The organism is Cryobacterium serini (genome assembly GCF_004404025.1).
Taxonomy (GTDB): Bacteria; Actinomycetota; Actinomycetes; order Actinomycetales; family Microbacteriaceae; genus Cryobacterium; species Cryobacterium serini.
Map to the genome: position 1 here is coordinate 67,928 of NZ_SOHN01000011.1, position 20,690 is coordinate 88,617.

Below are 20,690 nucleotides of genomic sequence, written 5' to 3' on the forward strand. Positions count from 1 at the left end.
ACTTACTTTACAGATCCACCCGCGGCGACAATTTTCTGCTCAGCTGAAGCAGAGACCTTGTCGACCGTCACGTTCAGCTTAACGGTAATTTCACCGGTTCCAAGAACCTTGACTTTTTCGTTGTCACGAACTGCGCCCTTGGCAATCAGGCTGGCGATGGTGACATCGCCGCCGTTCGGGTAGAGCAGCTCGAGCTTTTCCAGGTTGACAACCTGGTACTCGACGCGGAACGGGTTCTTGAATCCACGCAGTTTCGGGGTGCGCATGTGCAGAGGCATCTGCCCACCCTCGAAGCCGACGCGCACGCTGTAGCGTGCCTTCGTGCCTTTGGTTCCTCGACCCGCGGTCTTACCCTTGGATCCTTCACCACGGCCAACGCGCTGGCGAGCCTTCTTCGCTCCGGGCGCCGGGCGAAGGTGGTGTACCTTCAGCACGTGCTCGCGGGGCTCAGTAGGCTCAGCTGCAACAGCGACCTTCTTCGGTGCAGCGGCCTTTTTGGGGGCAGCGGCCTTTTTCGTGGCAGGCTTGTCGGCTACTTTGGTAGCTTCCTTCTCGTCAGCCATTAGTCAATCTCCTCGACCTTTACGAGGTGAGCGACGGTGTTGACGTAACCACGGTTCTGCGAGTTGTCCTCGCGGATCGTGACGGCGCCAATGCGTCGCAGACCCAGGCTGCGAAGAGTGTCGCGCTGGTTCTGCTTCTCACTAATTTTGGACTTGATCTGTGTGATCTTCAGCTGGGCCATCAGGCACCTGCCTTCGCGGTTGCGGCCGCTGCAGCTGCAGCAGCGTCGGCACGAAGAAAACGGGCCGGAGCCACGTCTTCGTAGGCGAGGCCGCGGCGAGCCGCAACCGCACGCGGCTCTTCGAGCTGGTGCAGTGCCTCAACCGTGGCGTGCACGATGTTGATGGTGTTCGACGAACCGAGCGACTTGCTCAGCACGTCGTGGATGCCAGCGCATTCGAGTACGGCGCGCACCGGGCCACCGGCGATAACGCCGGTACCTGCTGCTGCCGGACGAAGCAGAACGACGCCGGCTGCGGCCTCACCCTGCACGGGGTGCGGGATGGTCAGGCCGACGCGAGGAACGCGGAAGAAGTTCTTCTTCGCCTCTTCAACGCCCTTGGAGATAGCGGTAGGGACCTCGCGGGCCTTACCGTATCCAACGCCGACCAGGCCGTTACCGTCGCCGACGACGACGAGAGCGGTGAAGCTGAAGCGACGACCACCCTTGACGACCTTCGACACGCGGTTGATGGTGACGACGCGCTCCAGGAACTGGCTCTTGTCGGCATCGCGGCTTCCGCGGTCCTTGTTCGGGTTGCGCTCACGTCCACCACGACGAGCCTCGCGAGGCTCATTCTGGGGCGGGGTGGTGGAGGCGGCGGTTTCAACCGGCGCCTCGGCAACGGCAGCAACAGGTGCTGTGGTTTCGATCTTTTCAGTGCTCACAGGTTCAATCCACCCTCTCGAGCTCCTTCAGCGATGGCTGCGACGCGTCCTGCGTACTTGCTGCCACCACGGTCAAATACAACGGCTTCGATGCCGGCGGCTTTCGCACGCTCAGCAACAAGCTCACCGACCTTGCGGGCCTTGGCGGTCTTGTCACCATCGAAGGTGCGCAAGTCCGTTTCGAGCGTGGATGCCGACGCAAGGGTGAAACCCTTGCTGTCGTCGACAACCTGCACGAATACGTGGCGAGCGGAGCGCGTGACGACGAGGCGCGGGCGAAGCGCCGTTCCCTCGATCTTCTTGCGAAGACGTGTGTGACGACGTCCGCGGGCTGCGGCCTTGCTCTTGCCTCTAGTTCCGAGTCCCATGGTTACTTACCGCTCTTTCCGGCCTTGCGGCGAACAATCTCGCCGGCGTAACGCACACCCTTGCCCTTGTAGGGCTCTGGCTTGCGAATCTTACGGATGTTGGCGGCAACCTCGCCGACGGCCTGCTTGTCGATTCCGCTGACCGTGAGCTTGTTGACACTCTCAACGGTCAAAACGATTCCAACGGGCGGCTCAACGACGACCGGGTGCGAGAAGCCGAGGGCGAACTCAACAGAGGTGCCCTTCTGCGCCGCGCGGTAACCGGTACCGACGATTTCAAGACCCTTGGTGTAACCAACGGTTACGCCGATGATCTGGTTGTTGATCAGGGTGCGGGTCAGACCGTGCAGCGAACGCGACTGGCGCTCGTCGTTCGGACGGGTGACGAGAACGTGACCGTCCTCGATCGACACCGAGATGGGGTTGGAAACAACGAGCGCGAGCTCGCCCTTCGGGCCCTTGACGGAGACGGCCTGGCCGTCAGCCACAACCGTGACCCCAGCGGGGATCGGGATGGGGAGTCTTCCAATACGTGACATTCTCGGTTACCACACGTAGGCGAGAACTTCTCCGCCTACGCCCTTCTTCTCAGCCTGGCGGTCGGTGAGCAGACCGCTGGAGGTGGACAGGATGGCAACGCCGAGGCCGCCGAGAACCGTAGGGATCTCGGTCGACTTTGCGTACACGCGCAGGCCGGGCTTGGAAACCCGCTTGATGCCTACGATGGAACGCTCGCGGTTCGGACCGAACTTGAGGTCCAGCGTGAGGGTCTTGCCTACTGTTGCATCCGTGACGGTCCAGGCGGAGATGTAACCCTGAGCCTTGAGGATGTCAGCGATGTGCGCTTTCAATTTGCTATGCGGCATGGACACGGTGTCGTGGTACGCCGAGTTCGCGTTGCGCAGTCTGGTCAGCATGTCTGCGACCGGATCTGTCATTGTCATTTTGTGGTGCCTTTCTCGCCTGGTTTCGCCCATCCGTTACACGAATGACGACCTGTGGTGGTGAGGAACCCGATCGGTTGATCGGCTTCCGGGGTGAAAATCTGTGTGCGCCCGGTGCTTACGTGCTCAGCGGCCGTTGCCAACCTGAGTTGGGAGCCTGCAAGCGCAAGCTCCCCACTCTAGTTGAAATTGTTCCTGCGTAGTGCGAACTACCTCTGTGCGTCGTCGGTCTTGAACGGGAAGCCGAGCGCCTTGAGCAGCGCGCGACCCTCGTCGTTGGTCTTCGCGGTCGTGACGACCGTGATGTCCATACCGCGAACGCTGTCGATGCGGTCCTGATCGATCTCGTGGAACATGACCTGCTCGGTCAGACCGAAGGTGTAGTTGCCCGCACCGTCGAACTGCTTGTCGGACAGACCGCGGAAGTCACGGATACGAGGAAGGGCCAGGCTGAGCAGCCGGTCCAGGAACTCCCACATGCGGTCGCCACGAAGAGTGACGTGGGCGCCGATGGGCTGTCCTTCACGCAGTTTGAACTGCGCGATGGATTTGCGAGCCTTGGTGACCTGCGGCTTCTGGCCGGTGATCTTGGTGAGGTCAGAAACCGCACCGTCCATCACCTTGCCGTCGCGTGCTGCTTCTCCAACACCCATGTTGACGACAATCTTCGTCAGGGTGGGGATGCGATGCACGTTGGTGAAGCCGAGTTCCGTCGAGAGCTTGGCACTGATCTCATCACGGTACTTCTGCTTCAGACGCGGCAGGGCCTTGACGGGCGCGGCGCCCTCAGTGCCTTCAACAACTGCGGTGTCAGTCATTAGAGGTCCTTCCCTGACTTCTTGGCGTAACGAATGCGGACCGTCTTGGTGACGCCGTCCTTCGTTACCTCTTCCTGGCGGAACCCGACGCGGGTCGGCTTCTTGGTCTCCGGGTCGACGATGGCAACGTTGGACACGTGGATGGGGGCTTCGAAGGTCTCGATGCCGCCCGTCTTGGTGCCGCGCTGCGTCTGGCCAACACGAACGTGCTTGGTCACGAAGTTGATGCCCTCAACGAGGACACGGTTCTTCTCGACATCGACGGAGATGATCTTGCCCTGCTTGCCACGGTCTCCGCCGCGAGCCTGGCTGCGGCCGCTGATGACCTGAACCAGGTCACCCTTTTTGATTCTGGCCATGATTAAATAACCTCCGGTGCCAGCGAGATGATCTTCATGAACTTCTTGTCGCGAAGCTCGCGACCGACCGGTCCGAAGATTCGGGTGCCGCGGGGGTCACCGTCTGCCTTCAAGATCACTGCAGCGTTCTCATCGAACTTGATGTAGGAGCCGTCTGGACGACGGGTCTCCTTCTTGGTGCGAACGATGACAGCTTTGACGATGTCACCCTTCTTGACGTTGCCGCCCGGGATTGCATCCTTGACCGTCGCGACGATGACGTCGCCGAGGCCGGCGTAACGACGGCCGGAGCCACCGAGAACGCGGATGGTCAAGAGTTCCTTGGCGCCGCTGTTGTCGGCAACCCTGACTCGTGATTCTTGCTGAAGCACTTTATAACTCCTTTACGTCAAGTAAGCGCGAGGCTTACTTGGCCTTCTCAAGAATCTCGACCAGGCGCCAGCGCTTGGAAGCGCTAAGCGGACGGGTCTCACTGATCAGGACCAGGTCGCCGATTCCGGCGGAGTTCGCCTCGTCGTGCGCCTTCAGCTTGGATGTACGGCGGATGACCTTGCCGTACAACGGGTGCTTTACGCGGTCTTCGACCACGACAATGATGGTTTTGTTCATCTTGTCGCTGGTCACATAACCACGCAGCGTCTTGCGGTAACCGCGTACGAGCTCGGTGGCTTCGCCCGCGACGACCGTTTCGTCAGTCTTCGCCATGACTAGGCCTCCTTCGTCTCGACGGCCTCAGCTGCAGCGTCGTCGGTGGACTCCGCTTTTGCCTTAGCCTTCTTGGTCTTCTTTTCAGCCTTCTCAGCCTTGGCCGGAGCCTCCACTGCAACCGGCGTGGCACGAATGCCCAGCTCGCGCTCACGGAGAACCGTGTAGATGCGAGCGATGTCGCGCTTGACCGCGCGGAGGCGGCCGTGGCTCTCAAGCTGGCCGGTGGCCGACTGGAAGCGCAGGTTGAACAGCTCTTCCTTGGCCTTCTTCAGCTCATCGAACAGCTTTTCATTGTCAAAAGTATCGAGCTCGACTGGGGCGAGCTCCTTGGTTCCGATCGCCATTATGCGTCGCCCTCCTCGCGCTTGATGATGCGTGCCTTGAGGGGCAGCTTGTGAATTGCGCGGGTCAGCGCCTCTTTCGCAACGGCGTCGGTGACACCGCTGAGCTCGAACAGAACGCGACCCGGCTTGACGTTGGCAACCCACCACTCGACCGAACCCTTACCGGAACCCATGCGGGTTTCGGCCGGCTTCTTGGTCAACGGGCGGTCGGGGTAGATGTTGATCCACACCTTCCCGCCACGCTTGATGTGACGCGTCATGGCGATACGAGCGGACTCGATCTGACGGTTGGTCACATAAGCGGGGGTCAGCGCCTGGATGCCGTACTCACCGAAGGACACCGTGGTGCCGCCGGTAGCGTGGCCGGTGCGACCCGGGTGGTGCTGCTTGCGGTGCTTGACTCTACGTGGAATCAACATTATTTAGCCTCAACTCCTGCTGCGACCGGTGCCGCTGCCGGAGCATCTGCACGAGGTGCACGGCGCGGTCGATCGTCACGACGCTCGGGGCGGGACGACTTAGCGTTGGCCTGCTCGCGAGCGAGTTCCTTGTTGGTGATGTCGCCCTTGTAGATCCAGACCTTCACGCCGATACGGCCGAAGGTGGTCTTGGCTTCGTAGAAGCCGTAGTCGATGTTCGCGCGCAGGGTGTGCAGGGGCACACGACCTTCGCGGTAGAACTCGCTGCGGCTCATCTCGGCGCCACCCAGACGGCCAGACACCTGGATGCGAACACCCTTGGCGCCGGCGCGCTGTGCGCCCTGCAGGCCCTTACGCATCGCGCGGCGGAAGGCCACACGTGCAGAAAGCTGCTCGGCAATACCCTGCGCGACGAGCTGGGCATCCTGCTCGGGGTTCTTGACCTCGAGGATGTTCAGCTGGATCTGCTTGGCGGTGAGCTTCTCAAGGTCAGAGCGGATGCGCTCGGCCTCCGCACCGCGGCGACCAATCACAATGCCCGGACGGGCAGTGTGAATGTCAACGCGAACACGGTCACGAGTGCGCTCGATCTCGATGCGGCTGACGCCGGCACGGTCAAGGCTGGTGCTCAGCAGGCGACGAATCTTGACGTCTTCTGCAACAAAGTCAGCGTAACGCTGACCCGGCTTGGTCGAGTCAGAGAACCAACGCGATACGTGATCGGTGGTGATTCCCAGACGGAAGCCATAGGGATTTACTTTCTGACCCATTACTTCGTACCCTCCTCAGGAGTGGTGAGCACAACCGTGATGTGGCTGGTGCGCTTCTTGATTTCGAATGCGCGGCCCTGGGCACGAGCCTGGAAACGCTTGAGGGTCGTACCCTCGTCAACGAATGCCCGGCTGATGAACAGGTCCTGCTCGTCCAGATACGTGTTGGCTGCATCTGCCTTGACCCGGGCGTTGGCGATGGCCGAGGCCACCAGCTTGTACACCGGATCGCTCGCACCCTGCGGCGCGAACTTCAGAATTCCCAGCGCTTCATGCGCCTGCTTGCCGCGGATCATGTTGACAACGCGACGAGCCTTCTGGGGGGTAACGCGGATGTGACGCACGCGTGCGATCGACTCCACCATTTCTTCTCCTCCTTCACGTCACCGCGTTAGCGGCGACGGCCCTTCTTGTCGTCCTTCACGTGTCCACGGAAGGTGCGGGTAGGTGCAAACTCACCGAGCTTGTGACCGACCATGCTCTCGGTGACGAACACCGGGATGTGCTTGCGTCCGTCGTGCACTGCGATGGTGTGTCCGAGCATGTCGGGGATGATCATCGAGCGGCGCGACCAGGTCTTGATTACGTTCTTGCTCTTGGCTTCGTTCGCCGCGAACACCTTGCGAAGCAGGTGGTCGTCAACGAAGGGGCCTTTCTTAAGACTTCTTGGCATCGTCTACTCCTACTTACGCTTCTTGCCGACGGTACGGCGACGAACAATGAGCTTGTCGCTTTCCTTATTCGGGTGGCGGGTGCGCCCTTCCTTCTGGCCCCAGGGGCTGACGGGGTGACGTCCACCGGACGTCTTACCCTCACCACCACCGTGCGGGTGATCGACCGGGTTCATGGCAACACCACGAACGGTCGGGCGAACGCCTTTCCAGCGCATACGTCCGGCCTTGCCCCAGTTGATGTTCGACTGCTCGGCGTTGCCGACCTCGCCGATCGTCGCGCGGCAGCGAGCATCCACGTTGCGGATTTCACCAGACGGCAGACGAAGCTGGGCGTAGACGCCCTCCTTCGCGACGAGACGAACCGACGAACCGGCGGAGCGGGCCATCTTGGCGCCACCGCCCGGACGCAGCTCAATCGCGTGAATGATGGTACCGGTGGGGATGTTCTTCAACGGCAGGTTGTTACCGGGCTTGATGTCAGCCCCGGCTCCCGATTCGATGATGTCGCCCTGGCTGAGCTTGTTCGGCGCGATGATGTAACGCTTCGTGCCGTCGATGAAGTGCAGGAGCGCGATGCGCGCCGTACGGTTCGGGTCGTATTCAATTTCAGCGACGCGGGCGTTGACGCCGTCCTTGTCGTTGCGCTTGAAGTCGATCACGCGGTACTGGCGCTTGTGGCCACCACCGATGTGACGGGTCGTGATGCGGCCCTGGTTGTTACGTCCACCGGTCTTGGAGAGCGGACGCAGAAGCGACTTCTCCGGGGTGGAACGCGTGATTTCCGCGAAGTCGGCAACGGATGAACCGCGTCGACCCGGGGTCGTGGGCTTGTACTTACGAATAGCCATTAGTTATCCCTCTGCCTGTCGCTAGCCGACGGCCGTGAAGATGTCGATGGAGCCAGACTTGAGCGTGACAATGGCACGCTTGGTGTCCTTGCGCTTGCCCATGCCGAACTTGGTGCGGCGAGTCTTGCCCACGCGGTTCAGGGTGTTGATCGAAGCGACCTGCACCTTGAAGATCTTTTCGATCGCGAGCTTGATCTCCGTCTTGTTCGAGCGGGGGTCAACGATGAAGGTGTACTTACCCTCGTCAATCAGGCCGTAGCTCTTCTCAGAGACAACCGGAGAGATGATGATGTCGCGGGGGTCCTTGTTGGTCGCGATAGTCATTATGCAGCCACCTCTTCCTTCTTGGTCTTGCTCTCCACGAACGCGTTGAACGCGCCGGTGGTGAAGACGATGTCGTCGCTGACGAGCACGTCATAGGCGTTGAGCTGATCCCACGAGAGGATGTGCACCGTCGGGAGGTTGCGAATGCTGCGCAACGTGGTCTCGTCGGTGCGCTCGAGAACAACCAGCACGTGCTTGCTCGTGGCGATCTGCGTGAGCAGCTCCAGGGCAACCTTGGTGTTGGGGGTCTCCGCCGTGAACAGTGCCTCGACGATGTGCAGGCGGCCACCGCGGGCGCGGTCGCTCAGTGCACCCTTGAGGGCTGCGGCGATCATCTTTTTCGGGGTGCGCTGGTCGTAGCTGCGCGGGGTCGGTCCGTGGACGATTCCACCACCGGTCATCTGAGGAGCACGGATTGAGCCCTGACGAGCGCGACCGGTTCCTTTCTGCTTGAACGGCTTGCGGCCGGCACCGGAAACTTCTCCACGGCGCTTGACCTTGCTCGTTCCCTGGCGTGCGGCAGCGAGCTGCGCGACAACGACCTGGTGGATGAGGGGAATGTTGGCGGGAACGTCGAAGAGTTCGTCGGGAAGCTCAGCTGAGCCTGCCTTCTTGCCCTTGGCGTCAATGATGTCGAGTGCTGTAGCCATGGTGACTAGGCTCCCTTCACTGCGTTGCGAACGAATACGAGGCGGCCACGAGCACCGGGAACGGCACCCTTGACGAGCATGAGGCCCTTGTCGGCGTCAATAGCGTGCACCTTGAGGTTCAGCACGGTTACGCGCTCGCCACCCATACGACCGGCCATGCGCATGCCCTTGAAGACACGGCTCGGGGTCGAGGAAGCGCCGATGGAACCGGGCTTGCGGTGGTTGCGGTGCGAACCGTGAGAGGAGGAGACACCCTTGAAGTTGTGACGCTTCATAACACCGGCGAAACCCTTACCCTTGCTGGTGCCCATGACATCAACCTTGGTGCCGGCAGCGAAAACACCGTCAACGGTGAGCTCCTGGCCCAGGTTGTAGTCAGCGGCGTCCGCGGTGCGGAGCTCGGTGATGTGGCGACGCGGCGTGACGCCGGCCTTGTCGAAGTGACCGGCAAGGGGCTTGTTGACCTTGCGCGGGTCGATGGGGCCGGCGGCGATCTGAACGCCGTTATAGCCATCCACTGCCTTGGTGCGAATCTGCGTGACAACGTTCGGCGCGATCTCGATGACGGTAACGGGAACAAGCTTGTTGTTCTCGTCCCAGACCTGAGTCATGCCGAGCTTTTTGCCGAGGAGACCCTTGGTGGTCTTGGTGTCGGAGTAAGACATCGCGGGCCCTAGAGCTTGATCTCGATGTTGACGTCGGCCGGAAGGTCGAGGCGCATGAGCGAGTCAACAGCCTTCGGGGTCGGGTCAATGATGTCGATCAGACGCTTGTGGGTGCGCATTTCAAAGTGCTCCCGGCTGTCCTTGTACTTGTGAGGAGAACGGATGACACACACCACGTTCTTCTCGGTCGGAAGCGGCACCGGGCCGACGACTGTAGCGCCCGCACGGGTCACTGTGTCGACGATCTTACGCGCCGAAATGTCGATGACCTCGTGGTCATACGACTTAAGTCGAATGCGGATCTTCTGTCCCGCCATGTCGAACTCTCTCTCTGTCGAGGCGTCTTACAGACAACGGCAGGATTTGCCGAGGTTGCATTGGACGCCGTAGTAGCACTGCTGCCATTAGCACCACTGTTCATATGTCAATTTCGATTCACGCCAAATAATCGACGCTCATCGTCAACGTCGACTCCCAGAAGCAGAACCTGGGGGACGGCACGGTTTTACCCAGGCCGACCAGATCGTTGATTTGTACTTCGCTCTGCTCCCTGCGGCCTAGCCTGCAATCTGCGCTCATCCGACAATGTGTTTTTCGAATGAGCGTGACGCGACTATGCACTGCCTGGCAGTGATTCCGGCGACGCGTAGCGCACGCCGAAAGTGTTGAACTAGAAGAGTCTGCCACACAGTTGCCACTTCATGCAACCCGGGCGTGTCGCATTCGGCGTGTCGCGCGATTTCGAGACGCAAGGCCCAACCAAGAGGCCGTGGGCGTCGGCTTTCCTGCTACTTGGACGGCTAGCCTGCGGTGATGCCGGCAGCAACGCGCGGGCTCTGGTCGGGGCAGCTTTTGGCAGTGGATTCGCTGAGAACTCGATGGGCCATAATCTGTCGTGATTGGTCAGACAAACCGGTAGTTGGGTATTCAGCAAGCACCCTGTTGATGATCTCGGGAATCGTCAGGGAGGCATACTGCGTGAGGCTGTCGCAGACCAGCACGCTGTACACACTGACGGTACTCGCCACGATGCTGTCGAGAACCTGCTGTTCAGACTGAGCGGTCGGCGTTGGCGTGGCGATCGGTGACGCAGTGATAGTCGGCGTGACCTGAGCGATCGGGGGTTCAGCGACGGGAGCAGACCCGACCAGGCGTGGCACGATCACCACGGCGAGGATGGCGATGACGACAACCGCAATCCCTAACAGAATGCGCATTTCCAGTTTCGATATCTGCATGCGCAGAACATAACCGGATATCCACCATCCCGCGTCGGACAGGTGAGTATCGTCATCCACTTGAAGTATTCGACTTCGTTTGGGGTGCAAAAAAGGGGTCGGACCCGAAGGCCCGACCCCCTTTAGGAGATCAGTAGAAAGAGACTACTTGATGATCTTGGTCACCGTGCCGGCGCCGACGGTGCGGCCACCCTCACGGATAGCGAAGCCGAGGCCCTCTTCCATGGCGATCGGCTGAATCAGCGCGACAGTCAGGTCGGTGGTGTCGCCAGGCATGACCATCTCGGTGCCCTCTGGCAGCGTGATGACGCCGGTGACGTCCGTGGTGCGGAAGTAGAACTGCGGGCGGTAGTTCGCGTAAAACGGGTTGTGACGGCCACCCTCGTTCTTGCTGAGGATGTACGCGGTGCCCTCGAAGTCGGTGTGCGGCGTAACCGAACCCGGCTTGACGACGACCTGGCCGCGCTCAACGTCTTCGCGCTTGGTGCCACGAAGAAGAAGTCCACAGTTCTCGCCGGCCCACGCCTCATCGAGCTGCTTGTGGAACATCTCAATACCGGTAACCGTGGTCTTCTGCGTCGGGCGGATGCCGACGATCTCGATCTCGGAGTTGATCTTGAGGGTTCCACGCTCGGCGCGGCCCGTAACAACGGTGCCACGACCGGTGATCGTGAAGACGTCCTCGATCGGCATCAAGAACGGCTTGTCCTTGTCGCGGATCGGGTCCGGGATGAAGTCGTCAACGGCCTGCATGAGAGTCAGGATGTTGGCGGTCCACTTCTCGTCGCCCTCGAGCGCCTTGAGTGCGGACACCGGAACGACGGGGGCGTTGTCGCCATCGAAGCCCTGGCTGGAGAGAAGTTCACGAACTTCGAGCTCAACGAGCTCCATGATCTCTTCGTCGTCAACCATGTCGGCCTTGTTCAGCGCGACGAGCAGGGTCGGCACGCCGACCTGCTTGGCGAGAAGAACGTGCTCACGGGTCTGAGCCATCGGGCCGTCAGTGGCGGCAACCACGAGGATTGCGCCGTCCATCTGAGCAGCACCGGTGATCATGTTCTTGATGTAGTCAGCGTGGCCCGGAGCATCGACGTGCGCATAGTGACGCTTGTCGGTCTCGTATTCAACATGCGAAATGTTGATCGTGATGCCGCGCTGGCGTTCTTCCGGAGCCGAGTCAATCGACGCGAAGTCGCGCTGAACGTTGATCTTGGACGGGAACTTATCGGCAAGAACCTTGGAGATCGCTGCAGTCAGCGTGGTCTTTCCGTGGTCAACGTGACCGATCGTTCCGATGTTTACGTGCGGCTTTGTCCGCTCGAACTTGGCCTTGGCCACTGTGGGTCCTCCTCAGGACTCGCGTGCAAATTCACGGCCGCCGTTATGAACGGCCGGTATGCGCTGGATGTGTCTACTTATGTTACTAGGGCCAGGTGGCCGAAGCGATTCGGCCCGAAGGCCAGAACAGTGGGCTATTCGCCCTTGTTCTTGTTGATGATCTCGTCGGCAACTGCCTTCGGGACCTCCGCATAGCTCTCGAACGTCATCGAGTACACCGCCCGGCCTGAGGTCTTCGACCGCAGGTCACCGATGTATCCGAACATCTCCGACAGTGGAACGTGGGCGCGAATTACCTTCACACCCTGCGCATCCTCCATGGTCTGGATCTGCCCACGACGCGAGTTGAGGTCTCCGATTACGTCACCCATGTATTCCTCAGGGGTACGAACTTCGACGGCCATCAGCGGCTCGAGCAGAACGGGGTTCGCCTTACGAACGGCTTCCTTGAAGCCCATCGAGCCGGCAATCTTGAAGGCCATCTCCGAGGAGTCAACGTCGTGCGCAGCGCCGTCAAGCAGGCTGGCTCGAACGCCCACCATCGGGTAGCCGGCCAGGACGCCTACGCGCAGCGCATCCTGAATTCCAGCATCCACCGAGGGGATGTACTCACGCGGGATACGGCCACCGGTGACCTTGTTGAGAAACTCGTACGACTTCTCAGCAGTGATTTCCATCGGCTCGATCGCGATCTGAATCTTCGCGAACTGGCCGGATCCACCGGTCTGCTTCTTGTGCGTGTAGTCGTGACGCTCAACGGCCTTGCGGATCGTTTCACGGTACGCCACCTGGGGCTTGCCGACGTTTGCCTCAACGTTGAATTCACGCTTCATGCGGTCGACGAGGATGTCCAGGTGAAGTTCACCCATTCCCTTGATTACCGTCTGGCCAGTTTCCTGGTTCTGCTCGGTACGGAAGGTGGGGTCTTCTTCGGCAAGCTTCTGAATAGCAAGGCCCAGCTTTTCCTGGTCCTGCTTGGTCTTGGGCTCGATGGCGACCTCGATAACCGGGTCAGGGAAGGTCATGGACTCGAGTACGACCTGCTGGTTCGGGTCGCACAGGGTGTCGCCCGTGGTGGTGTCCTTGAGGCCGATGACCGCGTAGATGTGACCGGCGGTGACGAAACCGACCGGGTTCTCCTTGTTGGCGTGCATCTGGAAGATCTTGCCGATGCGCTCCTTCTTGCCCTTGGTCGAGTTGATGACCTGGGCTCCGGAGTCGAGACGGCCCGAGTACACGCGCACGTAGGTGAGGCGGCCGAAGAACGGGTGCACCGCAACCTTGAACGCGAGAGCCGTGAACGGCTCCTCGGCGTCCGGGTGACGCATGATGACCTTCTCCTCGTCGCGAACGTCGTGCGCCTCAATGGCGGCCACGTCGAGCGGGGTGGGGAGGTAGTCAACGACAGCGTCGAGCATCGGCTGAACGCCGCGGTTCTTGAACGCAGAACCACACAGAACCGGGTAGATCTCGCTGTTGATGGTGAGCTTGCGGATGGCGCCCTTGATCTCGGCAACCGTCAGCTCTTCGCCGGCGAAGTAACGCTCCATAAGGTCGTCGTCGGTTTCGGCGACGGTCTCGAGCAGAAGCTTGCGGTACTCGGCAGCCTTCTCCACGAGGTCGGCGGGGATCTCTTCGATGGCGTACTTCGAGCCCATCTCCACGTCACCCTTGGAGTCGCCACGCCAGGTCAGCGCGCGCATCTGAACGAGGTCAACGACACCCTCGAAGTCAGATTCTGCACCGATCGGCAGCTGGATGACCAGCGGCTTCGCGCCGAGGCGCTTGATGATGGTGTCGACCGTGAAATAGAAGTCGGCGCCGAGCTTGTCCATCTTGTTGACGAAGCAAATGCGCGGCACGTCGTACTTGTCGGCCTGACGCCACACGGTTTCGGACTGGGGCTCAACGCCCTCCTTGCCGTCGAACACGGCAACAGCACCGTCGAGAACGCGGAGCGAACGCTCCACCTCCACGGTGAAGTCCACGTGTCCGGGGGTGTCGATGATGTTGATCTGGTTGTTGTCCCAGAAGCACGTTGTCGCAGCGGAGGTGATCGTGATGCCACGTTCCTGCTCCTGCGCCATCCAGTCCATCGTCGAGGCGCCGTCGTGGGTCTCGCCGATCTTGTGGTTGACACCCGTGTAGAACAGGATGCGCTCAGTTGTGGTGGTCTTGCCAGCATCAATGTGAGCCATGATGCCGATGTTGCGGACCTTACTCAGGTCGGTGAGCACGTCAAGTGCCACGGGGGTCCTCCGGAAGGGTAGGGGTGGAATTGTTGGAACAGAGTCCTGCGACCGAAGTTTTACCTCGGTCGCAGGCTCCCTCGGCGCTGGCAACGTGCAATCGCTGGCGCGATTGCCGTAGCTCCAGCGCGCTAACTACCAGCGGTAGTGAGCGAAGGCCTTGTTCGCTTCAGCCATTTTGTGAGTGTCTTCACGACGCTTGACAGCGGCACCGAGGCCGTTGCTCGCGTCGAGGATCTCGTTGGTGAGGCGCTCGGTCATGGTCTTCTCGCGACGCGCCTTGGCGTAGCTGGTCAACCAGCGAAGGGCCAGCGTGTTGGCGCGGTGCGGCTTGACTTCGACGGGCACCTGATAGGTGGAACCACCGACGCGGCGCGAACGCACCTCGAGGGTCGGACGAACGTTGTCGAGTGCCTTCTTCAGCGTGACAACGGCATCCAGCTCGTTCTTGGCAGAGACACCGGCGAGGGCATCGTAAACGATGCGCTCGGCGAGGCCCTTTTTGCCATCGAGAAGGATCTTGTTGACGAGCTGGCTGACGATGGGTGCACCGTAAACCGGGTCGGCAATGACAGGGCGCTTGGGAGCGGGTCCTTTACGGGGCATTACTTCTTCTCCATCTTTGCGCCGTAGCGGCTGCGGGCCTGCTTACGGTTCTTGACGGCCTGGGTGTCCAGTGCGCCGCGAATGATTTTGTACCGCACACCGGGGAGGTCCTTAACACGGCCTCCGCGCACGAGCACCATGGAGTGCTCCTGCAGGTTGTGGCCCTCGCCGGGAATGTAGGCGGTGACCTCTGTACCGTTGGAAAGCTTGACGCGGGCGACCTTACGCAGAGCCGAGTTCGGCTTCTTCGGGGTGGTCGTGTACACGCGGGTGCAAACGCCGCGCTGCTGCGGGTTGGACTTCAGGGCGGGAGCCTTGGTCTTGGTGACCTTGGGGCTACGGCCCTTCCTGACCAACTGCTGAATGGTGGGCACTAATTACTCCTTGTTATTGCTGCACGGTGACAGCTTTGTGATGGTTAGCATTCGACCACTTCTTACGATTTGGTCGAGTTCATCTGGACCCGCTTGAACCCACACGATTGCTCGCGCGTGTTTTGGTGGGTATGCCGTGGGGGCTACTCGTTGAGTAAACCCTGCATGTGTGGAATCTTGCCCCGACCTGGTGCTTCCTCGATGCGAACATCGTGCGGGCATAATTCAGGCGCACGACAAAGCGCACACCGGATAATCCTAGCCTGGCGCGGCCGCCACGGTCAAATGGGTTGCGGACACCGCCCGGCCGCCATTTTCGTGCCGTAGATGCGGACGGGGCCTGGGCCCCGTCCCCGGGCCCAGTTTATAAACTGGGCCCGGGTTCATAGGGTGGGCCCGGTCGGCAAAAAGCGGATACTCCGGCTCGACTACGAGTTGCGCGGCCACAGCGGGGAATCCAGGGTGCTCCCGAGGTCGACGAGCAGGGCCTGCACCTGGGGCTCGACGAATTGCGCGATGGCCTCGAGCAGGCGGGGCCTCTGTTGGGTGAGCTGGGCGCAGACTCGCAGGCCTACCTGGGTCGCGAACTCGTCGGCAAGTTGCATCTCGGCTTTGAGCGCTTGCTTTTCTTCGGGACTGAGCGGCGGAAGGGGGTCGGAGGATGGCGGAAGACTGTGCTCGTGCTTGGCACTGTCGGATTCCGCGGCGGGTAGAGACGGTGATTGCACGGCGGGGAGGTGCTGGTCGGCGAGTTCACCGAAGGTGAAGAGATAGGGGGTGTCTGCTGCCGGTTGCGGGTCGAGGTCCAGGCCGCGAAACTCCGGGTCGAGGCCCTCGGCGGGACGGTAGGCCTGGGCGGATTCGCGTCGCTCGCTCAGATTGAGTTCGTGCGCGAGCCGGGGCAGGTTGAGCTCGGTGTATTCGTCGACGGAGGCATCGATGACGATCTTCATGCGCATTGATAGGGCATGCTGAACGACGTGGGGGACGTCGACCGCGAGTCCGGCGGAGGCGACGATCGGCGATCCAAAGCACTGACGGCAGAGGCGCGCCCGACCGCGGTGTGTCGCGGGGCGCCACCTTGTGATCCAACGCAGCCAGTTCTCAACCTCGTGGTTGACGCGCGACTCGATGGACCTGTCCATAGTGCATAAGGGTACTCGTAACGCTTGCTGCGCGAGATGCCAAGATTGCACCCTCGTCGCGGGCTAGTTGTCGTCGTTCTTCTCCCACGGCCACTCCGGGGCGCCGGATCCTGCCGGTTTAGCCAGCAGTACCAGAAAGAACAGAAAGGCGATGAGCCAGCCGCTCACGGCGACGGCGATCGCGAATGGGCTCGTCAATTCGGCGCCAATGAAGATGACCGAGCGAAAGAGTTCGCCGGCGCCGAGGCTGTAGACGACTCCCCCGGAGATGCAATAGCCCAGATAGGCGGCGACGCCCGCGATGAAGATCGGTAGCGGAGGAATTTGTGTCAGTCGCTCTGGGGACCGCAACACGGCATTGAGGATGACCCAGACCAGCGCAAGCACCGCGATGGTGACCATGATGGGGCCGAGGAGGGCGCCGGCATCCGTTTCGTTGATGACATCGCGATCGAGCAGCAGGCTCAGGATGCCGAACGCCGCCACGATGAGCGCGACATAGAGCGCAACCGAAAAGGCCGCCACGGTGATCGCGTACTTTCGGTATTCCCGCATGGCTCCAGCGTAGGCCCGCCGGGTGTATCGCGCTGCCGAACGGATGCCCGCCGAGGCGTGCGCGAGACCGCTGCCGCCGGACGGGGCCCGGGCCCCGTCCCCCGGCCCAGGTTATAACATGGGCCCACGTTCCGGGCCCGGGCCCCGTCCGTGAGAGGGGGCCACTCCGGAATTCGGGTTAGGCGCGGGTGACGTGTGGGCCGTCGGCGAGGAGGCGCTCGTACTCGGTGCGGGCCTCAAGGTTCCTGGCGGTGACACGGCGTCCGCGGCGGGCGATCCAGGCGCCAGCCCAGATCGGTACCTCGCGGGCGATCAGCCCGGCAGCGATCGCACCGGGATTTAGCCACAGGGTGCCAACGAAGCGGTTGAGTTCAGCCGGGCTGATGCCGTCCAGGCTGCCATCAAGCATGAGGCCGAGCAGCGCACCGCCGATATAGGAGAGATAGACCACTGCGGCCACGAGGAACCCGAACAGCACGTAGGCCCACCAGCCGCCCCGATTGACCAGGGAGATCAGCCCGATGAAGGCGAGGAAGAAGAAAATGATGGGAATGTAGAAGAGTGGAAGAAGGGCCACGGTGCTGAACCCGTCTACGGTCGCCGCCATGGTCGTGCTCGTCAGGCCGATGATAACGAAGGCCGCAATGGCATAGAGCACGGCAAACACGACTGTGGCGAGCAGGGCGATCAGAATGCCGCCGCCGCGGTTGCTGCGGTCTTTCGGCTTCGTGGGTGCCTGCACGTAGATCGGCGACTGGTCCGGAGGTGTATACGACGACGGGGTCGAGACCGGCACGTCACGCGGGGCATCGACGACGGCGTAGTCAATAGGTGACTCCGCTGCGGTGGTTCCCACAACAAGCGCGACGGGCACAACCGGCAACGTCGGCTCGGAGTCAACGCCGGTACTTTTCGCCGGAACAGTTTCGGCGGGCGTATAGGAGTCGGCATAGTCATCGGCGAGGCTCGGCGCGACGGCATCCGTCGACGCGACCGGAGCGGCCGTCGACATGGGTGCCGAATTGCGGGCTGCGGTCGAAGCGGTCACCGCATCGGCGCGCTCGGCCGCACTCAGGTTGGCGTTGATGGCGTCATAGTCGATGACGATGGGCTCCTGTACGGCTTCCGGCGTGACCGCAGATCGCTCCGAGGTCGACTCCGCTTCGGCGTGCTCGGGGGCACCGACCTGGTCGGTGGAACCCTGCTCTGACGGGGTCAGATCGGGCGCGGTGGCAGCATCCGTTTCAGGATTCTTCTTGCCGTCGGTTGGCGTGTTGTCGCTCATGCTGAACTCCTCGTGGCCTTCGCCGTGACTGACTTCTACTGTACCAATGGCACGGCAAATGCCACGGAGACTCGGCGCGCCACTCGTATTATCCCGCGGATGCCGGCGGCGCTGCCACGAGCGAATACACCAGCCCCGAGATCGTCGCGTTCACCGCGCCCGGCAGCCCGGGTGCTGCTGCGGTGCCCAGGCCGTCGACGAGGAACAACCGACTCCCGGATTGCAAACGCGAGACGAAATCGAGCACCTGGCCATAGCTGCCCGTGACAGTGACCTGCAGCGGGAAGGCGGCGAAGTTGGTGTTGGTGATCTCTGTGGCGCTGGGCGCCGTGGCAACGGCCGGAACGACGGCTGGAGCTTCGGCCGCGACCGGCGCGACCGGCGCCACCGGCGCCACCGGCGCGATCGGTGCGTACGCCACCGCTTCGGTCACGGTCATCCCGGTCAGGGTGAGGCCGGTGGCCAGGGCCTGGGCGTCGAGCTGGTCGACCAGAGCTGGCATAGCCGAGCCGCTGGGCACCGATTCGGCGAGCGCGTCTGCGGTCGTGGTCAGCGCGTTGAGATTTTTGAAGTCATGCTTGAGGCGGGCAAGCAGCGCGACGTGGCCGGCATTGGTCGCCTGCACGGCGGTGCGGCTCGCGTCGGCGGAATTCATACTCGCAAGCTGCGGTTGAATCCCCAGCATGACGCCGAGAACGACGATGACGCCTGTCACCAGCACGGAGCCGATGAGCCAAAGTTTGTTCCTGTCCATGGCTACTTCTTTTCGATCGGGTCGAAACGATGCGCGAACGCGGTGTCGTTGATGTGCATGGTGATGGTGACCGTATAGGTGCCCGTGGTTTGATCGAGGGTGACCGATCCGGGCAAAGCGTCGGCGAACCCGTCGAGGGTGCCGAGCGCGGTGAGCCAGGCCGGGATATCCGGCAGTACGTTGCTCGTGGCGGTGAACGATACCGTCGCGACTCGTGAGCCCTGCAAGGGAGCGGTCGCCTGGGTATAGGCGACCAGCGGTGTGGCCGAATCAACCTGCACGGTGGCGATCGCCACGCTGCGCGGCAGGGTGTTCTGCACGGCATCGAGGTAGGTCTTCCAGTCGATTTCGGTGGAGGCTCCGACCCTCTGCGCCGCCTCGGTGAGCGTGACCTGATTTTGCAATGCGCGCACGGCGAAATACTGACCCTGTTCGGTCAGTAGGGTTGCGGTCCGGTCCTGCTCGCTGGCCAGATTCACCTGGGCCGTATACGAAAGGGCGCTCGCCGATGCGACGAGCAGCGCGACGACCGCTGCGACCCCGACGACACCGAGGGTCAGTCGTCGTCGTTGCTGCCGGCCGCGACGTTCAGCGCGTACCTCAGGCGGGAGCAGGTCCAGCCGATGGTCGCCGCCGATAACCAGCACGTCTTCTTTCGCTCTGCGCCTCATGCTGCACGCCCGAGCGCAAGTCCAAGTGCCACGGTGTAGGCGGCCCCGCTTTGGCGCAGCCCTTCCGCATCGACAGCGGATGCCAGCGCCACCGTCGACAACGGTTCCCCGGCAGACACCCTGAGACGGGTCAGTTTCGACACGGCCTCCCGCAGCCCAGGCATCTGCGCTCCCCCGCCGCTGAGTACGATCGCGGTCACCGGATCGCTGGGACGAGTGTTCGTGTAGTAGTTGAGGGTGTTGAGCACACTGCCGAGCTGATCGTTCATGACCTCCGCGATGATATCGGCACCGACCGTGTCGATCGGGCCTGATCCGCCAGCGATGACCCCGTCGAACGGGACCGTGCTGCGGGAGGACCCCGGTCGGGCATCGGCTGCAGCGCGCGCCAGCAGGCCGACGCGACGTTTGAGGAGGTCGGCAGTGCCGACATCCGTTTTCAAGCCGGCAGCGACGGCACGGGTGACGTCGTCGCCGCCGGTGGGGATGATGCGCACGAACTGCGGTACACCCTGCCGGGCGACGACTACGCTCGTGGTCGAGGCGCCGAGGTCGATCACCGCGACGACACCGTCGATGCCGGGGCGGGTGACCAGCAGGCGGCTGACCGCGAACGGAATCAGGTCGACATCGATCGTGGTGAGGCCGGCCAGCCGAACCGCAGACACGTTGGCGACGACCGCAGCCTTGACCGCCGCGATGAGCAGCCCGTGCACGGTGGGTCCGTGCTCTGTGGTGGATTCCGAGATGGGATAGAAGTCGAGCAGGGCATCAGCCACGGGCACCGGCAGGAGGTCCTGTACCTCGAATGACAGCGACTGGCGGATGCGCGCGAGCGACATTTTAGGCACGCTCAGGTCGCGGGCGAGCACCCGCTGACTGCCCATGCCGAGCACGACCTGGCGGGAGCGGAACCCGCCACTTGACCACAAGGTTTTGAGCGCCGCCGCGACGGTATGCGGCTCGAGCACCTCGCCGCCGATGACGGCGCCGACGGGCAGCGGCACCTCGTGATAGCGCAGCACCAGTGGCCGAGTTTTGCCGGGGTTGCGCACCTCGACGGCACGCAGCTGAGCCGTGCCGATGTCTATTCCTACGATGCTTGAGGACACGCGCGGTACTCCCTTATATA

General features: G+C 62.0%; 31 protein-coding genes. All 31 read right to left on the bottom strand.

Going from position 1 to position 20,690, the window contains the following annotated elements; genetic code table 11:
- Nucleotides 1-2: 2 nt before the first annotated feature.
- Nucleotides 3-563 carry a 50S ribosomal protein L15 gene (gene rplO, locus E3T51_RS09580; RefSeq protein WP_104193395.1) on the bottom strand — a complete coding sequence of 187 codons (561 nt, stop codon included), beginning with the start codon at nt 561-563 and terminating at the stop codon, nt 3-5.
- Complete coding sequence (gene rpmD, locus E3T51_RS09585; RefSeq protein WP_066597599.1) at nt 563-745, bottom strand: 50S ribosomal protein L30; 183 nt, start codon at nt 743-745, stop codon at nt 563-565. The genes rplO and rpmD overlap by 1 nt, the downstream gene beginning before the upstream one ends.
- Nucleotides 745-1,452: a 30S ribosomal protein S5 gene (gene rpsE, locus E3T51_RS09590; RefSeq protein ID WP_369827303.1), complete on the bottom strand. Its 708-nt coding sequence runs from the start codon at nt 1,450-1,452 to the stop codon at nt 745-747. The genes rpmD and rpsE overlap by 1 nt, the downstream gene beginning before the upstream one ends.
- Nucleotides 1,449-1,820, bottom strand: a complete 372-nt coding sequence (gene rplR, locus E3T51_RS09595) for a 50S ribosomal protein L18 (RefSeq protein WP_092107252.1) — start codon at nt 1,818-1,820, stop codon at nt 1,449-1,451. The genes rpsE and rplR overlap by 4 nt, the downstream gene beginning before the upstream one ends.
- A 2-nt stretch (nt 1,821-1,822) precedes the next feature.
- Nucleotides 1,823-2,359, bottom strand: a complete 537-nt coding sequence (gene rplF / locus E3T51_RS09600) for a 50S ribosomal protein L6 (protein WP_092339429.1) — start codon at nt 2,357-2,359, stop codon at nt 1,823-1,825.
- 6 nt (nt 2,360-2,365) lie between these two features.
- The gene (gene rpsH, locus E3T51_RS09605; RefSeq protein ID WP_104083772.1) at nt 2,366-2,764 is read right to left on the bottom strand and encodes a 30S ribosomal protein S8; all 399 of its coding nucleotides are present in this window, start codon (nt 2,762-2,764) and stop codon (nt 2,366-2,368) included.
- A 209-nt stretch (nt 2,765-2,973) separates the two neighbouring features.
- Nucleotides 2,974-3,582 (bottom strand): 50S ribosomal protein L5, encoded by a 609-nt coding sequence (gene rplE / locus E3T51_RS09610; protein WP_134529646.1) that lies wholly within the window; start codon nt 3,580-3,582, stop codon nt 2,974-2,976.
- Complete coding sequence (gene rplX, locus E3T51_RS09615; protein WP_092107244.1) at nt 3,582-3,941, bottom strand: 50S ribosomal protein L24; 360 nt, start codon at nt 3,939-3,941, stop codon at nt 3,582-3,584. The genes rplE and rplX overlap by 1 nt, the downstream gene beginning before the upstream one ends.
- Before the next feature lie 2 nt (nt 3,942-3,943).
- Nucleotides 3,944-4,312 (bottom strand): 50S ribosomal protein L14, encoded by a 369-nt coding sequence (gene rplN / locus E3T51_RS09620; protein WP_092451145.1) that lies wholly within the window; start codon nt 4,310-4,312, stop codon nt 3,944-3,946.
- 34 nt (nt 4,313-4,346) lie between these two features.
- Nucleotides 4,347-4,646: a 30S ribosomal protein S17 gene (rpsQ, locus tag E3T51_RS09625; RefSeq protein WP_035834619.1), complete on the bottom strand. Its 300-nt coding sequence runs from the start codon at nt 4,644-4,646 to the stop codon at nt 4,347-4,349.
- Between the two features lie 2 nt (nt 4,647-4,648).
- Nucleotides 4,649-4,993 (bottom strand): 50S ribosomal protein L29, encoded by a 345-nt coding sequence (rpmC, locus tag E3T51_RS09630; RefSeq protein ID WP_134529647.1) that lies wholly within the window; start codon nt 4,991-4,993, stop codon nt 4,649-4,651.
- On the bottom strand, nt 4,993-5,412 hold the full coding sequence (rplP, locus tag E3T51_RS09635) for a 50S ribosomal protein L16 (RefSeq protein ID WP_035880247.1): 420 nt from the start codon (nt 5,410-5,412) through the stop codon (nt 4,993-4,995). The genes rpmC and rplP overlap by 1 nt, the downstream gene beginning before the upstream one ends.
- Nucleotides 5,412-6,182, bottom strand: coding sequence for a 30S ribosomal protein S3 (gene rpsC / locus E3T51_RS09640; RefSeq protein ID WP_092107240.1), 771 nt, complete (start codon nt 6,180-6,182; stop codon nt 5,412-5,414). Before rpsC ends, rplP begins: the two co-directional genes overlap by 1 nt.
- Complete coding sequence (rplV, locus tag E3T51_RS09645; protein WP_035880249.1) at nt 6,182-6,547, bottom strand: 50S ribosomal protein L22; 366 nt, start codon at nt 6,545-6,547, stop codon at nt 6,182-6,184. Before rplV ends, rpsC begins: the two co-directional genes overlap by 1 nt.
- Nucleotides 6,548-6,573: 26 nt before the next feature.
- Nucleotides 6,574-6,855 (bottom strand): 30S ribosomal protein S19, encoded by a 282-nt coding sequence (gene rpsS / locus E3T51_RS09650; protein WP_092107237.1) that lies wholly within the window; start codon nt 6,853-6,855, stop codon nt 6,574-6,576.
- Nucleotides 6,856-6,864: 9 nt separating this feature from the next.
- Nucleotides 6,865-7,704 carry a 50S ribosomal protein L2 gene (gene rplB / locus E3T51_RS09655; RefSeq protein WP_092339441.1) on the bottom strand — a complete coding sequence of 280 codons (840 nt, stop codon included), beginning with the start codon at nt 7,702-7,704 and terminating at the stop codon, nt 6,865-6,867.
- A gap of 21 nt (nt 7,705-7,725) precedes the next feature.
- Entirely contained in the window at nt 7,726-8,028 is a 303-nt protein-coding gene (gene rplW / locus E3T51_RS09660; protein WP_092107233.1) for a 50S ribosomal protein L23, read from the bottom strand.
- A complete protein-coding gene (gene rplD / locus E3T51_RS09665) occupies nt 8,028-8,678 on the bottom strand; it encodes a 50S ribosomal protein L4 (RefSeq protein ID WP_104193398.1) in 651 nt (216 codons plus the stop codon). The genes rplW and rplD overlap by 1 nt, the downstream gene beginning before the upstream one ends.
- A 5-nt stretch (nt 8,679-8,683) precedes the next feature.
- A complete protein-coding gene (gene rplC, locus E3T51_RS09670) occupies nt 8,684-9,343 on the bottom strand; it encodes a 50S ribosomal protein L3 (RefSeq protein ID WP_092107229.1) in 660 nt (219 codons plus the stop codon).
- A gap of 8 nt (nt 9,344-9,351) precedes the next feature.
- Nucleotides 9,352-9,660 carry a 30S ribosomal protein S10 gene (gene rpsJ / locus E3T51_RS09675; protein ID WP_035834607.1) on the bottom strand — a complete coding sequence of 103 codons (309 nt, stop codon included), beginning with the start codon at nt 9,658-9,660 and terminating at the stop codon, nt 9,352-9,354.
- A 483-nt stretch (nt 9,661-10,143) separates the two neighbouring features.
- Nucleotides 10,144-10,581: a hypothetical protein gene (locus tag E3T51_RS09680; RefSeq protein WP_134529648.1), complete on the bottom strand. Its 438-nt coding sequence runs from the start codon at nt 10,579-10,581 to the stop codon at nt 10,144-10,146.
- A 144-nt stretch (nt 10,582-10,725) separates the two neighbouring features.
- Nucleotides 10,726-11,919 carry an elongation factor Tu gene (gene tuf / locus E3T51_RS09685; RefSeq protein WP_104127849.1) on the bottom strand — a complete coding sequence of 398 codons (1,194 nt, stop codon included), beginning with the start codon at nt 11,917-11,919 and terminating at the stop codon, nt 10,726-10,728.
- 134 nt (nt 11,920-12,053) lie between these two features.
- Nucleotides 12,054-14,168, bottom strand: a complete 2,115-nt coding sequence (gene fusA, locus E3T51_RS09690; protein ID WP_134529649.1) for an elongation factor G — start codon at nt 14,166-14,168, stop codon at nt 12,054-12,056.
- 135 nt (nt 14,169-14,303) lie between these two features.
- On the bottom strand, nt 14,304-14,774 hold the full coding sequence (gene rpsG / locus E3T51_RS09695; protein ID WP_092107221.1) for a 30S ribosomal protein S7: 471 nt from the start codon (nt 14,772-14,774) through the stop codon (nt 14,304-14,306).
- Entirely contained in the window at nt 14,774-15,148 is a 375-nt protein-coding gene (gene rpsL / locus E3T51_RS09700; protein WP_035834602.1) for a 30S ribosomal protein S12, read from the bottom strand. Before rpsL ends, rpsG begins: the two co-directional genes overlap by 1 nt.
- Nucleotides 15,149-15,576: 428 nt before the next feature.
- Complete coding sequence (locus E3T51_RS09705) at nt 15,577-16,293, bottom strand: spermidine/putrescine ABC transporter substrate-binding protein (protein WP_134529650.1); 717 nt, start codon at nt 16,291-16,293, stop codon at nt 15,577-15,579.
- A 63-nt stretch (nt 16,294-16,356) separates the two neighbouring features.
- Complete coding sequence (locus E3T51_RS09710) at nt 16,357-16,848, bottom strand: DUF6121 family protein (RefSeq protein ID WP_134529651.1); 492 nt, start codon at nt 16,846-16,848, stop codon at nt 16,357-16,359.
- Between the two features lie 178 nt (nt 16,849-17,026).
- Nucleotides 17,027-18,133 (bottom strand): energy-coupling factor transporter transmembrane component T family protein, encoded by a 1,107-nt coding sequence (locus E3T51_RS09715; protein ID WP_134529652.1) that lies wholly within the window; start codon nt 18,131-18,133, stop codon nt 17,027-17,029.
- A gap of 88 nt (nt 18,134-18,221) precedes the next feature.
- Nucleotides 18,222-18,887, bottom strand: coding sequence for a hypothetical protein (locus E3T51_RS16750; RefSeq protein ID WP_166806425.1), 666 nt, complete (start codon nt 18,885-18,887; stop codon nt 18,222-18,224).
- A gap of 2 nt (nt 18,888-18,889) precedes the next feature.
- Nucleotides 18,890-19,558 carry a hypothetical protein gene (locus E3T51_RS09725; protein WP_134529653.1) on the bottom strand — a complete coding sequence of 223 codons (669 nt, stop codon included), beginning with the start codon at nt 19,556-19,558 and terminating at the stop codon, nt 18,890-18,892.
- On the bottom strand, nt 19,555-20,670 hold the full coding sequence (gene pilM, locus E3T51_RS09730) for a type IV pilus assembly protein PilM (RefSeq protein WP_134529654.1): 1,116 nt from the start codon (nt 20,668-20,670) through the stop codon (nt 19,555-19,557). The genes E3T51_RS09725 and pilM overlap by 4 nt, the downstream gene beginning before the upstream one ends.
- Nucleotides 20,671-20,690: the final 20 nt, after the last annotated feature.

What these genes read in the sequence shown, in the direction of transcription:
- rpmC (WP_134529647.1), bottom strand. Translation starts at nt 4,993, where the DNA reads ATGGCGATCGGAACCAAGGAGCTCGCCCCAGTCGAGCTCGATACTTTT.
- rpsQ (WP_035834619.1), bottom strand. Translation starts at nt 4,646, where the DNA reads ATGGCGAAGACTGACGAAACGGTCGTCGCGGGCGAAGCCACCGAGCTC.
- rplV (WP_035880249.1), bottom strand. Translation starts at nt 6,547, where the DNA reads ATGGTGGAGTCGATCGCACGCGTGCGTCACATCCGCGTTACCCCCCAG.
- rpsS (WP_092107237.1), bottom strand. Translation starts at nt 6,855, where the DNA reads ATGCCAAGAAGTCTTAAGAAAGGCCCCTTCGTTGACGACCACCTGCTT.
- E3T51_RS09705 (WP_134529650.1), bottom strand. Translation starts at nt 16,293, where the DNA reads ATGGACAGGTCCATCGAGTCGCGCGTCAACCACGAGGTTGAGAACTGG.
- rpsH (WP_104083772.1), bottom strand. Translation starts at nt 2,764, where the DNA reads ATGACAATGACAGATCCGGTCGCAGACATGCTGACCAGACTGCGCAAC.
- rplW (WP_092107233.1), bottom strand. Translation starts at nt 8,028, where the DNA reads ATGACTATCGCGACCAACAAGGACCCCCGCGACATCATCATCTCTCCG.
- rplE (WP_134529646.1), bottom strand. Translation starts at nt 3,582, where the DNA reads ATGACTGACACCGCAGTTGTTGAAGGCACTGAGGGCGCCGCGCCCGTC.
- rplX (WP_092107244.1), bottom strand. Translation starts at nt 3,941, where the DNA reads ATGGCCAGAATCAAAAAGGGTGACCTGGTTCAGGTCATCAGCGGCCGC.
- rpsC (WP_092107240.1), bottom strand. Translation starts at nt 6,182, where the DNA reads ATGGGTCAGAAAGTAAATCCCTATGGCTTCCGTCTGGGAATCACCACC.
- E3T51_RS09680 (WP_134529648.1), bottom strand. Translation starts at nt 10,581, where the DNA reads ATGCAGATATCGAAACTGGAAATGCGCATTCTGTTAGGGATTGCGGTT.
- E3T51_RS09715 (WP_134529652.1), bottom strand. Translation starts at nt 18,133, where the DNA reads ATGAGCGACAACACGCCAACCGACGGCAAGAAGAATCCTGAAACGGAT.
- E3T51_RS09710 (WP_134529651.1), bottom strand. Translation starts at nt 16,848, where the DNA reads ATGCGGGAATACCGAAAGTACGCGATCACCGTGGCGGCCTTTTCGGTT.
- E3T51_RS09725 (WP_134529653.1), bottom strand. Translation starts at nt 19,558, where the DNA reads ATGAGGCGCAGAGCGAAAGAAGACGTGCTGGTTATCGGCGGCGACCAT.
- rplD (WP_104193398.1), bottom strand. Translation starts at nt 8,678, where the DNA reads ATGGCTACAGCACTCGACATCATTGACGCCAAGGGCAAGAAGGCAGGC.
- rplO (WP_104193395.1), bottom strand. Translation starts at nt 563, where the DNA reads ATGGCTGACGAGAAGGAAGCTACCAAAGTAGCCGACAAGCCTGCCACG.
- rpmD (WP_066597599.1), bottom strand. Translation starts at nt 745, where the DNA reads ATGGCCCAGCTGAAGATCACACAGATCAAGTCCAAAATTAGTGAGAAG.
- rplB (WP_092339441.1), bottom strand. Translation starts at nt 7,704, where the DNA reads ATGGCTATTCGTAAGTACAAGCCCACGACCCCGGGTCGACGCGGTTCA.
- rpsJ (WP_035834607.1), bottom strand. Translation starts at nt 9,660, where the DNA reads ATGGCGGGACAGAAGATCCGCATTCGACTTAAGTCGTATGACCACGAG.
- rplR (WP_092107252.1), bottom strand. Translation starts at nt 1,820, where the DNA reads ATGGGACTCGGAACTAGAGGCAAGAGCAAGGCCGCAGCCCGCGGACGT.
- rplP (WP_035880247.1), bottom strand. Translation starts at nt 5,412, where the DNA reads ATGTTGATTCCACGTAGAGTCAAGCACCGCAAGCAGCACCACCCGGGT.
- rpsG (WP_092107221.1), bottom strand. Translation starts at nt 14,774, where the DNA reads ATGCCCCGTAAAGGACCCGCTCCCAAGCGCCCTGTCATTGCCGACCCG.
- rplF (WP_092339429.1), bottom strand. Translation starts at nt 2,359, where the DNA reads ATGTCACGTATTGGAAGACTCCCCATCCCGATCCCCGCTGGGGTCACG.
- E3T51_RS16750 (WP_166806425.1), bottom strand. Translation starts at nt 18,887, where the DNA reads ATGGACAGGAACAAACTTTGGCTCATCGGCTCCGTGCTGGTGACAGGC.
- rplC (WP_092107229.1), bottom strand. Translation starts at nt 9,343, where the DNA reads ATGTCTTACTCCGACACCAAGACCACCAAGGGTCTCCTCGGCAAAAAG.